Genomic DNA, 12,796 nt, shown 5'->3' with positions numbered 1-12,796 from the left:
GTGCGGGGTCAGGGGGTGGTTGCGGGGGCCGCCATCAGCTCGGCGGCACCGCGGTCGAGCAGCTCGGCGGCGAGCGCGCGGCCGAGGGCCGCGGCGTCGCCGAGCGGGCCGGTGATCGAGTCCCGGACGGCGTCGCTGCCGTCCAGGGCCGTCACCGAGGCGCGGAGGAACAGTTCGGGGCCGGTCTCGCCCTCGGCGATCTCGGCGTAGGCGGCGACCGGCGCGCTGCAGCCGGCCTCCAGCGCGGCCAGCGCGCTGCGCTCGGCGAGCACGCAGGCGCGGGTGCCCGCGTCGTCGAGCGGGGCGAGCAGCTCGCGGGTGCGCTCGTCGTCGGCCCGGCACTCCACCGCCAGCGCGCCCTGCGCGGGAGCGGGGAGCACCTGCAGCGGGTCCAGCGTCTCGGTGACGGCGTCCAGCCGGCCCAGGCGGGTCAGCCCGGCCCGGGCGAGGACGACGGCGTCGAGATCGCCCGGGGCCACCCTGCCCATCCGGGTGTCGACGTTGCCCCGGATCGGGACGACGTCCAGCCCGAGGCCGAGCGCGCGCAGCTGGGCGACCCGGCGCGGGGCGCCGGTGCCGACCTTCGCGCCCGGCGGCAGCTCGCCGAGGGTCAGCCCGTCGCGGGCGACCAGCGCGTCGCGCGGGTCCTCCCGCAGCGGGACGGCGGCCAGGGTCAGCCCCGGCTCCGGCTTGGTCGGCAGGTCCTTGTAGCTGTGCACGGCGAGGTCGACGGTGCCCTCGAGCAGGGCCCGGCGGATGGCCGCGACGAAGACGCCGGTGCCGCCGAGCTGGGCGATCGCGGCCGAGGACCGGTCGCCCTCCGTGACGATGTGCACCAGCTCGACCTGGGTGCCGGTGGCCGCGGTGATCGCGTCGGCGACCCACTGCGACTGGGTGAGGGCCAGCGCGCTGCGCCGGGTGCCCAGCCGCAGGGTGGCGGTGGCGCGTGGGGTCTGCAGAGCGGTCATGAGACGCCGCCGGGGCGCAGGTCCTCGGGGTCGACGGTCACGGCCTCGGCGAGCGTGGCGTGCTCGGCCTCCACCTCGGCGTCGATGCCCAGGCCGAACAGCGCGCGCAGCGCGTGGGCGTAGTCGGTGCCGCCCGGGACGCTGGCCAGCTCCTTGACCCGGACGGTGGGCTCGTGCAGCAGCTTGTCGACGACGCGGCGCACCGTGCGCGCGACCTCCGCCCGGGCGCGCGCGTCGAGGTCGGGCACCCGGCCGGCCAGCCGCAGCAGCTCGGCGTCGACCACCTCGGCGGCCTGGCTGCGCAGCGCCGAGATCGCCGGCGCGACGGCGGCCGCCTGCCGCTCGGCGCGCAGCAGCGACAGCTCGGTGTCGATGAGGTCGCGGGCGGCGGCGACGTCGTCGGCGGCCACGGACCCGGCGATCGGCCCGCCGGCCTGGCGCTCGCCCTGCAGCAGCGCGAGGTCCACGACGTGCACGCCGGGCAGGGCGGCGACGCCGGGGTCGACATCCCGCGGCAGGGCGAGGTCGACGACGACCAGCTGCCGGTCGGCGACGTCCCGGGACCGCATCGCGGCCGCCACGACCTCGGTGCTCACGACGATGCCGCTGGCGCCGGTGCAGGTGAGGAGCACGTCGGCGGCGGCCAGCTCCCGGGGCAGTTCGGCGAGGTCGGCTGCGCGGCCCTCGACGGTCTCGGCCAGCCGGGCGGCGTGCGCGGCGGTGCGGCTGCTGACCGTCACCGCGGCGCCGCGGCGGTCCAGCGTGGTCGCGGCGAGCGCGCCCATCGAGCCGGCCCCGACGACGAGGACCGACCGGTCGGTCAGGCTGCCCAGCCGGGCCTCGGCCCGGTCGAGCGCCGCGGAGACCAGCGAGGCGCCGGCGCGGTCGATGCCGGTCTCGGCGTGCACGCGCTTGCCGACGCGCAGCGCCCGCTGGGCGATCGGGTGCAGGGCCCGGCCCACCGTGCCCTCGTCCTGGGCCAGCGCGTACGCGGCGCGCAGCTGCCCGAGCACCTGCGTCTCGCCGACGACCATCGAGTCCAGGCCCGCGGCGACGGTGAACAGGTGCGCGACGGCCTGGTCCTCGTAGTGGACCGTGACGTACGGGGAGAGCTCCTCCACCGTCCCGCCGACCTGGCGGGCGAGGATCCGGCTGACGTCGGCGACGCCGCCGTGGAACTTCTCCACCTCGGCGAAGACCTCGACCCGGTTGCAGGTGGCCAGCACCAGGGCCTCGCTCACGTGGTCGCTCTCGACCAGCTCGTGCAGGGCCTTCGCGGTGTCGTCGGCACCCATCGCGAACCGCTCGAGCAGCGCCACGGGGGCGGTCTGGTGGCTCACGCCCACGGCGAGCAGGCTCATGCCATGCCTCCCACGGCCGGGACCACCCGCTGCTGGCCGAGGAAGGCCAGCACCTGCAGCTCGACGGAGAGGTCGACCTGGCGGATGTCGACCCCGGGCGGGGCGGAGAGCGTGACCGGCGCGAAGTTCAAGATGCTCCTCACCCCGGCCGCGGCGAGCCGGTCGCAGACCGACTGCGCCACCTCGGCCGGTGTCGTGATGACCCCGATGGAGGCCTGGGTCGCGGCGACGACGTCCTCGAGCTCCTCGACCGGGCGCACCGTCGAGCCGCCGATCCGCTGGCCGACGCGGGACGGCGCGGCGTCGAACAGGCCGACGAACTCGAAGCCGCGGCCGCCGAATCCGGCGTAGTCGGCCAGCGCCGCGCCGAGGTTGCCGATGCCGACCAGCACGCAGGCGCGCGACCGCTCGGCGCCCAGCACGCGGGCGATGCGGTCGCGGAGGGTGCGCACCTCGTAGCCCACGCCGCGCACGCCGCACGGCCCGAGGTGGGAGAGGTCCTTGCGCAGCCCGGCGGGGTTGACGCCCGCGGCGGACGCCAGCTCGCCGGAGGAGACGGTGCTCCGCCCGCCGTCGGCCAGCCCGGTGAGAACCCGGAGGTACACGGCGAGCCGGGCGACGGTGGCCTCCGGGATCGTCCGGGGCCGGGGGTTCGTCACGGGCCTGCCACTCCACAGCGGTCGCGGGCGGCTGGTGCCGCGTGCGACATTCGGGGAACCCGGGCGGGATGCCGCCCGGCGTCCGCCACGGTAACCGCTTGTGAACGCGGGAACAAAGTCGCGAGCGCCCCGCGGCCCGCTGACCGGCCACGGACGGGTGGCACTGTGGTGAGGACCACCCTGCCACACGCCCCTCAGGGGCCGAGACCGAGGTCCCTGCGCAGGCGGGGCACGTCCACCGTGAAGTAGCTGTGCTCGCGGCCGTCGAGCAGCACCACCGGGACGCGGTCGCCGTACTCGGCCTGCAGTTCGGGGTCGGCGTCGACGTCGACCGACGCCGGCGCCTCGAGCCCGGCCTCCGCGGCGAGCTGCGCCAGCGTGGTGGCCGCTTCCTCGCAGAGGTGGCAGCCCTCGCGGGTGAGCAGCTGCAGCCGCGGCGTCACGCCGCGCCCCCGTCCTCGGCGTCGGCGTCGCTGAGTCCGAGCTCGCGCAGCCGGGCGCGGCTGACCTTGCCGGTCAGCGAGTGCGGCAGCGCGGGGAGGAAGTAGACCGACGTCGGCACCTTGTAGCGCGCCAGCGAGGCGGCGGCGTGCCCGGTCAGCTCGTCGGCGGTCACCTTCTGCCCCGGCTCGAGGACGACGACGGCGCGGACCGCCGAGCCGGTGCGCGGATCGGGCACGCCGATGACCGCGCTCTCGGCGACCGCGGGGTGGGCCTCGAGGACGCGCTCCACCTCGGCGGGGTAGACGTTGAAGCCGCTGACCAGCACGAGGTCGCTGCGCCGGTCCACCAGGTGCAGGTCGCCGTCGTCGTCGCGGTAGGCGAGGTCGCCGGTGGCCAGCCAGCCGTCGGCGTCCGGACCGTCGGCGCCGTCGGGCCAGTAGCCGGCGAACAGGTTCGCCCCGCGCACGACGATCTCCCCCGGGCCCTCGTCGTCCTCGCCCGGTTCGGCGTCGCCGGCCGATTCCGCGGTGTCGCGCAGCTCGAGCTCGATGCCCGGCAACGGCCCGCCGATGCAGTTCGGCTTGGCGCGGCCCGTGGCCAGGGTGCTGGCGACGACCGGGCTGGCCTCGGTGAGCCCGTAGCCCTCCCAGACGGTGACCGCGGCCCGCTCACGCATCGCCGTCCAGACCTCGGCCGGCAGCGGGGCCGCACCCGAGGTCGCCAGCCGGACCGCGGCGAAGGCGCGGCGCAGGCCGGCGTCGCTGCCGGCGGCGTCGGCGACCGCCAGCCACGCCTGGTACAGGGGCGGGGCGCCCGGCACGGTGGTGATCTGCTCGCGCTCCATCAGCGCGAGCGACGCGCGGGGGTCGAAGCCCTCCTGCAGCACCGCGCAGGCGCCGGTGGCCGCGACCAGCCCGAAGCCGGCGTTGAGGCCGTAGACGTGGAACAGCGGCAGGACCAGCAGCACCCGGTCGTCGGGCCGCACCGGCGGCGGTGTCATGGCCAGGCACTGCTCCTGGTTGGCGCGCAGCGCGGCCGCGGGAAGCATCGCGCCGCGCGGGCGCCCGGTGGTCCCGCTCGTGTAGGCGAGGAAGGACAGCGCCTGCGGATCCTCGGCGACCTCCGGCGGCGGCCCCTCGGCGGCCGGCGGGCCGTCGCACAGGGGGACACCGGCGACCGGGGTCCGCTCGCCCCGCACGACGAGCAGGCTCGCCCCCGAGTCGCCCAGCACGTACTCGAGCTCCGGGTCGGTGTAGGCGGTGTTGACGGGGACGACGACCAGCCCGGCCCTCAGCGCGCCGATCGCCGCGCACAGCCACGGCACGCCGTTGGGCAGCTGCACGGCCACCCGCTCCCCCGGCGCCAGTCCGCGGGCGGCATAGCCGGCCGCCGTCCGGTCGATCTCGGCGTCGAGCTCTCCCCAGCTCAGCCGCCGGTCACCGGCGACGACCGCCGGCGCCTCGGGGCGCTGCCGGGCCGCCGCCCGGACCAGCGCGGACAGCGACGTGCCGTCGGACACGGACATCTCCTTGGTCGCCAGGTGTGGTCGGCTGCGGTGGAGCGGCCACCCCGCCGGGGGACGGAGGAGCGCTCCCGTCGGGGTGGCGTGGACGGACTGCAGCGATGTTGTCACCATGGGGCTTGCCCCGCAGCATGCGCGCCGCGCCGTCCCGGTGCGGCCCGACGGGAGGAGCCGGAGTCGGCTCGGCGGGCCGACGAGGAGGTCGAACGCCCGCATGCCGTCCCCCCGGCCGAGAGCGGACGCGGTCGCGCCGCCGTCCCCGCATCCGCGGCCGTCGCCCATCCCGCGGCCGCGGCCCACGCCGTTCCCGCGGACGGGCGACGGGGAGCGTCCCGCGGCCGAGGAGCTCGCCGCACCGGCCGACGCCGGCGCGGAGCAGACCGACGTCTGGGCGCTGGTGCGCGCGGCCCAGGACGGCGACGCGGAGGCGTTCGGCCGGCTCTACGACCACTACGTGACGATGATCCACCGGTACGTCTACCACCGGGTCGGCGACCGGACGCTGGCCGAGGACGTCACCAGCGAGACCTTCGTGCGCGCCCTCCGGCGGATCGACTCGCTGTCCTTCCAGGGCCGCGACGTCGGCGCGTGGCTGATCACGATCGCCCGCAACATCATCCGCGACCACGTGAAGAGCAGCCGGTTCCGGCTGGAGGTCACGACGGCGGACATGCGCGACGCCGACCGCGCCACCGACGGCCCGGAGGACGCCGTCGTGGCGCACCTGACCAACGAGCAGTTGCTCGCCTGCGTGCAGCAGCTGAACAGCGAGCAGCAGGAGTGCATCGTGCTGCGCTTCCTGCACGGGCTCTCGGTCGCCGAGACCGCGGCGATCATGGGGAAGAAGGACGGCGCCATCAAGGCGCTGCAGCACCGGGCCGTCCGACGGCTGGCCGCGCTGTTGCCGGAGGGGCTGCTGTGACAGAACTCCGCCGCGGCCCCGTAACGCCCCGCACCGTCCCGTCGTTGGGCACCCTGGACGGCGCCATTCGAACCGGGAGACTCTTGTGAACGCTCACAACGCCAGGTCGGCGGCCTCGGGCCGCCGTCCCGCCGTGGGCGAGCGCGAGGAGGCCCTGGTCACCCGGCTGCGCGACCTCGGCCGGGCCCTGGACGGGGAGCCGGACCCGGAGTTCCGGGCGATGACGCGCGCGCGGCTGGTGGCGATGGCCGCCGTGCGCACACCCGAGCCGGAGGCGCGCCGCCGGTTCTCGCCGTCCCGGTCCTACGAGACCGCCGCCGCCCGGTGGCGCGGCCGGCTGACCGCGGGCCTCGCCGGGGCCGCCGTGGCGGTGACCGCGCTGGCCGGCCTGGTCGCCGTGTCCACCGGCGCCCAGCCCGGCGATCCGCTCTACGGCCTCAAGCGGGGCACCGAGCAGACCCAGCTGGCCCTGGCCGGAGACGCGACGCGCGGCCGGACGCTGCTCGACTTCGCCTCGACCCGGCTGCACGAGCTCGACACGCTGCTCGCCCAGGCCTCGCCGCAACTGGTCGTCGACACGCTGCGGACCATGGACGCGCAGACCACGGAGGGCGCGGCCTGGCTGACCACCCGCGCGGCCGAGACGGACAGCGATGCCCCGCTGAAGGACCTGCTCACCTGGGCGGACGGGCAGTCCGCCGGCCTCTCGGCGCTCGCGCCCGAGGTGCCCGAGGGCGCCCGCGAGGCCCTGAACACCTCGCTCGACCTGCTCGGCTCGGTCACCACCCGGGCGACACAGCTGCAGGGGGCGCTGAGCTGCCCGGCTGGCCCGGCCGTCGCGGGCACCGATCCCCTCGGCCCGCTGCCCGCAGCGTGCGACGAGGAGGCGCCCTCGCCGTCGACCGCCGGCGGCGGGCCGGGCACCGTGCCGGGCGAGGTCCCGCCGGAGGGCGCGGAGCCCTCCGGCGAGCAGCCGGCGCCGGGCGCCCCCGCGACGCCGAGCGGCGGCACCGCCGCGAACAGCTCCGCCGGTTCCGGCGGCGGCTCGGACGGGGGCTCCGGGAGCGGGTCCGGCGGGAGCACCGGCGCGCCGTCGGTGCCGCAGGCGACCGTGCCGTCGGTCCCGTCGCTGCCCACCCCCGGCCTCCCGCTGCCGCCGCTGCCCGGCACGGGGGACACCGGCACCGGGTCCAGCCCGGGCACGAACACGAGCAGCCCACCGGCGATCCTCGACACGCCGCTGCCGATCTGCCTGCCGCCGATCCTCTGCTGACCTCGGGGACGGGCGTTCCGACGGCCGGTTAGGGTCGAACGGGCGTGCCCTTCCGGGGGAGAAAAGAGAGTCAGGGAGGTGTCCGTGCCGCGTCTGCCGTTCCGCGGCCGGTCGGCGCAGGCTCCGGGCCTGCTGGATCACGAGACGCGGGCGCACGTGGCCGGCGAGGCGTCGGCCGCCGCCGCGGAGGTCGCCGTCCCGGAGGCCGTGCCGCCGGACCCTTCCGCGGCCGCCTTCTTCGACGTGGACAACACGATGATGATGGGCGCCTCGCTGTTCTGGTTCGCCCGCGGCCTGGCGGCGCGCAAGTACTTCACCACCCGCGACCTGGTGCAGTTCGTGTGGCAGCAGGCGAAGTTCCGCATCGCGGGCAACGAGAGCGCCGACGACATGCACACGATCCGCGAGAACGCGCTGGCGTTCGTCGCGGGCCGGCAGGTCGCCGAGATCGTCCAGCACGGCGAGGAGATCTACGACGAGCTGATGGCCGACCGGATCTGGGGCGGCACCCGCCAGCTGGCCCAGAAGCACCTCGACGCCGGGCAGCGGGTGTGGCTGGTCACCGCGACCCCCGTCGAGCTGGCCCGGATCATCGCCCACCGGCTCGGGCTCACCGGCGCGCTCGGCACGGTCGCCGAGGTGGTCGACGGCGAGTACACCGGCCGCCTCGTGGGCGAGCTGATGCACGGCGAGGCGAAGGCCGAGGCGGTCCGCGCGCTCGCCGAGCGGGAGGGGCTGGACCTGTCCCGCTGCACCGCCTACAGCGACTCGGCCAACGACCTGCCGATGCTCAGCCTCTGCGGCACCGCGATCGCCGTGAACCCGGACACCGAGCTGCGGGCGGTGGCGCGGTCGCGGGGCTGGACGATCCGCGACTTCCGCACCGGCCGCAAGGCGGCCAAGATTGGCGTGCCGACGGTCGCCGCCGCGGTGCTGTCGGGTGCGGTCGTGGGCGGGACCATCGCCGTCCGCCGCAAGACCACGCCGCCGATCCCGGTCATCCCGCCGAAGCGCAGCCTGCTGCCCTGGCGGTGAGCCCTACCTCCACACAGATTTGCGCTGGAGGAGCAGCTGGTAGATCGAGTGCTGGATGGTCTCGCGCACCTGGTCGGTGAGGTTGAAGACCAGCATCGGGTCCTCCGCGGCGGCGGGGCCGTAGGACGCCGTCTCGATGGGTTCGCCGAAGGCGATCAGCCACTTCGACGGCAGCGGCACCAGCCCGAGCGGGCCGAGCAGCGGGAACGTCGGCGTGACCGGGAAGTACGGCAGGCCGAGCAGCCGGGCGGCCGTCTTCGCGTTGCCGACCATCGGGTAGATCTCCTCGGCCCCGACGATCGCGCACGGGACGATCGGCACGCCGGTCCGCAGCGCCGCTGTGACGAAACCGCCGCGGCCGAACCGCTGCAGCGTGTACCGCTCGCGGAAGGGCTTGCCGATGCCCTTGAAACCCTCGGGGAAGACGCCGACGAGCTCGCCCTCGGTGAGCAGCCGTTCGGCGTCCTCGTTGCAGGCCAGCGTCGTGCCCATCTTGCGCGACATCGTGCCGACGAACGGCAGCTCGAAGACCAAGTCGGCGCCGAGCAGCCGCAGCCGCCGCTGGGCCGGGTGCTCGTCGTGCAGCGCCACCGTGGTCATCAGCGCGTCGACCGGCAGGGTGCCCGAGTGGTTGGCCACCACCAGCGCGCCGCCGGTGGAGGGCACGTGCTCGAGGCCCTGGGTCTCCACCCGGAACCACTTGTTGAACAACGGCCGGAGCAGCGGCAGCAGGACATGGTCGGCCAGGTCCGGGTCGAAGCCGAACTCATCGGTCTCGTAGTCACCGGTCAGGCGCCGGCGGAGGAACTCCACGCCGCCGGCGATCTGCTCCTCCCAGCTCGGCGCCGACGACGGCGGCGGGGTGTGCGGCTCGTCGTCGTCCGGTCGGAGTGGGATCACGCGCGCCTCAGGCATCGCGCACCGCCCGCAGGCCGGGCGCCGGAGGTGCGGGACGCAGCCGGTTCCCCACCGCCGCGGCGCCGTCGCCGACCCGCTCGACCACACCGCGCAGCCGGTCGCTGGCCGCGCCGACCAGGTCGGGCGGGATCACCGGGGGCACCGTGGTGGCGTAGTCGTCCAGCGCGGCCGCCGTCGAGTACCGGGGCGTGTAGCCGAACTCGGTCCGCAGCACCGTCGTGTCGACCACCCGGCCGAAGTTGAGGAAGCGCATCTGTTCCGGGGAGTAGTCGACGAAGCCGAACCGGCGGGAGAGCCGGCCGACCGAACCGAGCGCGGGCGACGGGATCGGCACCTGGACGCGGCCGAGCCGCCGGATGCACTGCGAGAGCAGCAGGGTGCCCTCCCCGCCGACGTTCACCGTGCCGGTGAAGTCGCCGGTCGTCGCCCGGGTCAGGACGGCGAGCGCGTCGTCCTCGTGCAGCAGTTGCACGCGGGCGTCGTAGCCCAGCGCCGTCGGCACCAGCGGCATCCGGAAGAAGCCGGTGAGCAGCGAGTCGATGCGCGGGCCGATGAAGTTGGTGAACCGCAGCATCGCGACGTCGACGTCCGGACGGCGACGGGCGAAGGACCGCACGTAGCCCTCGATGTCGACGCTGTCGCGCGCGAAACCGCCCGACGGCACGCGCCGGGCCTGCATCTTCTCGGTGAAGACGGCGGGGTCGCGGGACGAGGCGCCGTAGACGGCGCTGGTCGACTTGAGCACGAACCGCCGCACGGACGCCGCCCGCTGGCAGGCGGCCAGGAGCTGCATCGTCCCGATGACGTTGAGCTCCTTCATCGGCCCCCGCCCGCCGGCACCGGCGGGTGTGGAGCTGATGTTCATGTGCACGACGGTGTCCACCGACCCGTTCGCGATGACCTTGCCGATCAGCGGATTGCGGATGTCGGCGCGCACGAACTCGGTGCGGCCGAGCCGGCGGAGCATGTCGGGCGAGGGCGGGACGGTGTCCACGCCGATGACCCGTTCGATCGACGGGTCGGAGGCGAGCTCGGCCGCGAGGGCACCCCCCAGCCACCGGCTGACACCGGTGACGAGGACGACCGCGGGCGGCACGAGCGTCAGCTCACTTCTTGTTGCGTCGCTGGACGCGGGTCTTCTTCAGCAGCTTGCGGTGCTTCTTCTTCGCCATCCGCTTGCGCCGCTTCTTGATGACCGAACCCATGGCCTGTGCTCCCGACGTCGTTTCGCCGCACAGCGCTCCGGGCGGACGGCCGGATGGCCGCGCCGGGCACCGCGCGAGGTGATCAGCTCTGGCGCGACAGCTCCGCTGCGGTGGGGCCGTCGCTGGCCGCCCGAGCTTACCGGCCGTCCCGCGGCGACGCTGCCGCGGGCGAACCGGAGACTCCGAAGGGAGGAACAGCACTGTCGCGCCGAGTGGATCCCGAAGGGATCCGCGCAGGCGGGACGCAGCGGCTCAGGCCGGCCCCGTCCAGAGGCTCACCCCGAGCGCGCGAGGGGTGAGGAGGACGGGGTCCTTTCTCAGGCGATGTCGGTGTAGGCGTCGCGCAGGTAGTCCTGGACGGCGCGCTCCGGCACGCGGAAGGACCGGCCGACGCGGACGGCGGAGAGCTCGCCGGCGTGCACGAGGCGGTACACGGTCATCTTCGAGACCCGCATCATGGCGGCGACCTCGGCGACGGTCAGGAAGGCCACGGCCGCACGCGGGGCCGGGACGTGGGGGCGGCCGACGGGCATGGCGGCCGGGTGGGCGGCGGGCACCGGGCGGGCGACGGCGGCGGCCATCGGGCGGCCGATCGGACGCGGACCCGGGACACCCGGGCGAGCGGCGAACTGAGCGGCGGAAGCAGCGTGGTGGCGCTGGGGCATGGTCATGTTCTTCGTCTCCGGACCTAGCGCGTGTCGTCGAGCCGGCTTCCCCACCGACTACGCGGCACGCACGCGCTGACACAGAGAGTAGGGGGACAACCGTGACGGATGCGAGACAAGAAACGGACAGGGAGAACGCTCGGTCCTCGGCAGATTTCTACCTATGTCGGTCTGTCGACATGATGTCAGGCGTGTCGCAGCGACCTGAGAGGTTCGTGTGACTCCCTGTTGATCAGGTTCTGCCGCAGGTGACCGTTGCTACCGGCCCGACGTCCCCTCGCCGCTCTCGCGCCCCAGCTCCACCGAGCGGGCGTGCGCGGCCTCGATGGCGGCGATGAGCGCGGCGCGGACGCCGTGGCGCTCCAGCTCCCGGATCGCGGCGATCGTCGTCCCACCGGGGCTGGTGACGGCCTCGCGGAGCTGGACCGGGTGCTCGCCGGAGTCACGCAGCATCACCGCGGCGCCCAGGGCGGTCTGGACGATCAGGTCGGCGGCCATGGCCCGGGGCAGGCCGAGCAGGATCCCGGCGTCGATCATCGCCTCGACCAGGTAGAAGAAGTAGGCCGGCCCGCTGCCGGACAGCGCCGTCACCGCGTCCTGCTGGGCCTCGGGCACCCGGCGCACCCGCCCCACGGCCGCCAGCAGCGCCTCGGCCTCGTCGAGGTGGGCCTCCTCCGCGTGGGAGCCCGCGGAGAGCACGCTCATGCCCTCGTCGACCAGCGCCGGCGTGTTCGGCATGACCCGGACCACCGGTGTGCCGGCGGGCAGGGCCGCCTCGATCCTCGCCGTCGGCACGCCGGCGGCCACGGAGACGACGAGGTGCCGCGCGGCGTCCACGTGCCCGGACAGCCGGTCCAGCAGCGTGCCGATGTCCTGCGGCTTGACGGCGACCAGCAGCGCGCGGGCGCGGCGGGCGGCCTCGGCCAGGTCGACCGCCGGCACGCCGTAGCGCTGCTCCAGCTCGGCGGCCCGCTCCGGACTGCGCTCGCACACGACGATGCCCTCGGCGCCGCCGCGCCGGATCAGCCCCGACAGCAGCGCCTCACCGATCTTCCCGCCGCCGATGATGGCCAGCCCGCCGCTCATGCCCGGCCCACCAGGCGGCGCGCGACGGCGGCGAGGGCGCCCGGGCCGGACGGCACCGTCACCCGCACCCGGTAGCCGGCGGCCACCAGCCGCCGCTGCTCGTCGGTGCGTACTCCACACGGCATGACGTGCTCCCAGGTGTCGGCGGTGCGTTCGTTCCACGCCGCTCGCTCTCCGGCGATGGCGATCAGGCGGGGGTCGGTGGTGGCCACGCCGGGGTGGCCGGTGCCGGCCATCAGGACGTTCAGGCAGCGCACGAAGGCCAGGTCGGCCGTGGTGCCGCGCCCGTCGGTCAGCCGCACCCGCCGGCCGGCGAACGCCCGGCAGCGCTCCTCCGCCCCCGGCTCGCGGGCCGCCACGACGACGGCGGCGCCCGGCCAGACCGCGGCCAGCCGGTCGACGTCGGCGGCCGGGCCGTCCAGGGCCACGCCGAGCCCGGCTCCGGTGGCCGTCCCGGCGAGCGCACCGGCCCGCGCGGCGCCCAGCCGGCCGACGGCGAGGGTCAGGTCGCAGTCCGGCGCCAGCCCGGCGGCGTGCACCCGCCCGATCAGCGCGGCGAGCTCGGCCTCGTCGTCCCCGGGGTCGGCGGCGGTGTGCTCGAGGGCCACCCGGCGGCCCGAGGCGACCAGCTCGCCGGCGACCCGGAGGGCGTCGTCGATCGCCGGGCCGGCCACGAAGCGGCCCGGGAGGGAGCGGCCCAGCAGGCGGTGCACCTCGGGTCTGCTCAGCACGCGCACG

At 75.6% G+C, this 12,796-nt stretch carries 14 protein-coding genes; 3 read left to right on the top strand and 11 right to left on the bottom strand.

The annotated features are described in order from the left end of the window. Positions 1 to 8: 8 nt before the first annotated feature. The 5 genes from hemC to ACWIYF_RS03615 all read right to left on the bottom strand — a co-directional run bounded on the left by hemC (position 9) and on the right by ACWIYF_RS03615 (position 4,951). Positions 9 to 968, bottom strand: a complete 960-nt coding sequence (gene hemC, locus ACWIYF_RS03635; RefSeq protein WP_448626756.1) for a hydroxymethylbilane synthase — start codon at positions 966 to 968, stop codon at positions 9 to 11. Then, positions 965 to 2,329: a glutamyl-tRNA reductase gene (locus tag ACWIYF_RS03630; RefSeq protein WP_448626755.1), complete on the bottom strand. Its 1,365-nt coding sequence runs from the start codon at positions 2,327 to 2,329 to the stop codon at positions 965 to 967. Before ACWIYF_RS03630 ends, hemC begins: the two co-directional genes overlap by 4 nt. Then, positions 2,326 to 2,988: a redox-sensing transcriptional repressor Rex gene (locus ACWIYF_RS03625; protein WP_448626754.1), complete on the bottom strand. Its 663-nt coding sequence runs from the start codon at positions 2,986 to 2,988 to the stop codon at positions 2,326 to 2,328. The genes ACWIYF_RS03630 and ACWIYF_RS03625 overlap by 4 nt, the downstream gene beginning before the upstream one ends. Before the next feature lie 194 nt (positions 2,989 to 3,182). After that, on the bottom strand, positions 3,183 to 3,431 hold the full coding sequence (locus tag ACWIYF_RS03620; protein WP_448626753.1) for a glutaredoxin family protein: 249 nt from the start codon (positions 3,429 to 3,431) through the stop codon (positions 3,183 to 3,185). Then, positions 3,428 to 4,951, bottom strand: a complete 1,524-nt coding sequence (locus ACWIYF_RS03615; protein WP_448626752.1) for an AMP-binding protein — start codon at positions 4,949 to 4,951, stop codon at positions 3,428 to 3,430. Before ACWIYF_RS03615 ends, ACWIYF_RS03620 begins: the two co-directional genes overlap by 4 nt. A 217-nt stretch (positions 4,952 to 5,168) precedes the next feature. Here ACWIYF_RS03615 and ACWIYF_RS03610 point away from each other — a divergent pair, with 217 nt between their 5' ends. The 3 genes from ACWIYF_RS03610 to ACWIYF_RS03600 all read left to right on the top strand — a co-directional run bounded on the left by ACWIYF_RS03610 (position 5,169) and on the right by ACWIYF_RS03600 (position 8,184). Further along, positions 5,169 to 5,876, top strand: coding sequence for a sigma-70 family RNA polymerase sigma factor (locus ACWIYF_RS03610; protein ID WP_448626751.1), 708 nt, complete (start codon positions 5,169 to 5,171; stop codon positions 5,874 to 5,876). Positions 5,877 to 6,009: 133 nt separating this feature from the next. Further along, a complete protein-coding gene (locus ACWIYF_RS03605; protein WP_448626750.1) occupies positions 6,010 to 7,149 on the top strand; it encodes a DUF5667 domain-containing protein in 1,140 nt (379 codons plus the stop codon). Positions 7,150 to 7,233: 84 nt separating this feature from the next. Next, on the top strand, positions 7,234 to 8,184 hold the full coding sequence (locus ACWIYF_RS03600) for an HAD family hydrolase (protein WP_448626749.1): 951 nt from the start codon (positions 7,234 to 7,236) through the stop codon (positions 8,182 to 8,184). Between the two features lie 3 nt (positions 8,185 to 8,187). On the opposite strand, the gene ACWIYF_RS03595 is transcribed toward ACWIYF_RS03600, so the two are convergent. The 6 genes from ACWIYF_RS03595 to ACWIYF_RS03570 all read right to left on the bottom strand — a co-directional run bounded on the left by ACWIYF_RS03595 (position 8,188) and on the right by ACWIYF_RS03570 (position 12,795). Then, complete coding sequence (locus ACWIYF_RS03595) at positions 8,188 to 9,084, bottom strand: lysophospholipid acyltransferase family protein (protein WP_448626748.1); 897 nt, start codon at positions 9,082 to 9,084, stop codon at positions 8,188 to 8,190. 7 nt (positions 9,085 to 9,091) lie between these two features. Further along, positions 9,092 to 10,198: an NAD-dependent epimerase/dehydratase family protein gene (locus ACWIYF_RS03590; RefSeq protein ID WP_448626747.1), complete on the bottom strand. Its 1,107-nt coding sequence runs from the start codon at positions 10,196 to 10,198 to the stop codon at positions 9,092 to 9,094. A 10-nt stretch (positions 10,199 to 10,208) separates the two neighbouring features. Continuing rightward, positions 10,209 to 10,307, bottom strand: coding sequence for a 30S ribosomal protein bS22 (locus ACWIYF_RS03585; RefSeq protein ID WP_012854759.1), 99 nt, complete (start codon positions 10,305 to 10,307; stop codon positions 10,209 to 10,211). Positions 10,308 to 10,624: 317 nt separating this feature from the next. Then, positions 10,625 to 10,888, bottom strand: coding sequence for a helix-turn-helix domain-containing protein (locus ACWIYF_RS03580; protein WP_448626746.1), 264 nt, complete (start codon positions 10,886 to 10,888; stop codon positions 10,625 to 10,627). Between the two features lie 342 nt (positions 10,889 to 11,230). After that, entirely contained in the window at positions 11,231 to 12,058 is an 828-nt protein-coding gene (gene proC / locus ACWIYF_RS03575) for a pyrroline-5-carboxylate reductase (protein WP_448626745.1), read from the bottom strand. Next, positions 12,055 to 12,795: a hypothetical protein gene (locus ACWIYF_RS03570; RefSeq protein WP_448626744.1), complete on the bottom strand. Its 741-nt coding sequence runs from the start codon at positions 12,793 to 12,795 to the stop codon at positions 12,055 to 12,057. The genes proC and ACWIYF_RS03570 overlap by 4 nt, the downstream gene beginning before the upstream one ends. Position 12,796: the final 1 nt, after the last annotated feature.

It is taken from the genome of Geodermatophilus sp. URMC 64 (assembly GCF_053502555.1).
This window is presented reverse-complemented; position numbering and strand designations above follow the sequence as displayed.